Source organism: Bradyrhizobium sp. SHOUNA76 (assembly GCF_023006445.1).
GTDB lineage: Bacteria > Pseudomonadota > Alphaproteobacteria > Rhizobiales > Xanthobacteraceae > Bradyrhizobium.
Window position 1 is genome coordinate 1 of the sequence record NZ_JALBHA010000935.1, and the last position, 1133, is coordinate 1133.

Consider the following 1133-nt stretch of genomic DNA (forward strand, 5'->3'; position numbering starts at 1 on the left):
CAATCTGCTGCAGCGGGTTGCCGCCGCGGTCGGCGATGTCGGCGGCCAGGTCCAGTCCTCGCAAGTCGACGTGTCCGGCGCGCAGGCCAAGGACGGCTTCGTCGGCCTCGTCGTGAGCTGCGAGCTGGAGCAGCCGGCGCTGCAGAAGCTGCTCTATGATCTCGAGGCCGGCATGCCCTTCCTGTTCGTCGATCAGCTCGACGTCCAGGTGCCGCAGACCACGGCGCTGAGCGATGCCGGCACCGGTCGCGTCAGGGTGATCCTGGGCGTCTCGGGCCAGTGGCAGGCGGGGAAGTAGGTCGGCCAGATCAGGCGGACTCGCCGGCTCACCAGGCGTACTTGAACACGCCTTTGCCGGAATAGCTGGTGACGTTGCCGGAGAACTCGCCGTCGAAGGCGGCGGCGATCGAGAAGCCGCTCAGCCATTTCATCTCGGCACTGCCGCTCACGAGCGCGGAATCGGCATCGACCCTGGCGCCGTTCACGACGAAGCTGGTGCCGGGCAAGGTCTGGAACAGCGCGGTGACGGCGCGGCCCGGATTGTAGTCGTGAGCCCAGGCGGCGCGGCCGCGCAGCGTCAGCACGCCGTTCTGCATGGCGTAGGACTTGTCGGTGCGCAGGCCAAGCTCGGAGCGGGTATCGGTCAGCGATTGCGAAGCGTAGTTCAGCGCGAACAGGCCGCCGCCGTTGAGGCTGACTTCGGAGTAGTTGGGCAGGTTGAAATTCGTCACCTGCGCCGCCGCATAGGGCGTGATGCCGATCATCGGCGTCGTGAAGCGATAGCCGCCCTCGAAGCGCGCCGAGAACGTGTCGGCCTTGAAGCGGCCCTGGAGCTGGTCGGCCCCGGCGAGCGCAACGGTGCGGTTGGTGGTGACGTCGTGCCAGCCATAGGCGAGCGCGGCCGAGACGTAGGCCGGCCCGAAATTGTGTCGGCCATAGACACCGGCCTGGAACAGGTCGGCCGAGCCCGCGCCCATCGCATTGGCGAGCGAGTAGTTCAGTCCGCCGCCGCCGAGCGCAAAGCCGACAAGCGTGTCCAGCGAGATCCTGTAATCGGCGCCGGCTGCGCCGCCCCAGACCCGTGCGGTCAGGTCCTGCGAGCCGACCAGCGCATTGCCGCCGACCTCGGCCGC

The 1133-nt window shown here is 68.2% G+C and carries 2 protein-coding genes; one reads left to right on the forward strand and one right to left on the reverse strand.

Annotation, left to right across the window (positions count from 1 at the left end; translation table 11 throughout):
• On the forward strand, positions 1-298 hold a 298-nt coding region (gspM, locus tag MOV74_RS38745; RefSeq protein ID WP_246932850.1), incomplete at its 5' end, for a type II secretion system protein GspM.
• A 28-nt stretch (positions 299-326) separates the two neighbouring features.
• On the opposite strand, the gene MOV74_RS38750 is transcribed toward gspM, so the two are convergent.
• Positions 327-1133 (reverse strand): autotransporter outer membrane beta-barrel domain-containing protein (locus MOV74_RS38750; RefSeq protein ID WP_246932852.1); only part of this gene is annotated, 807 nt, incomplete at its 5' end.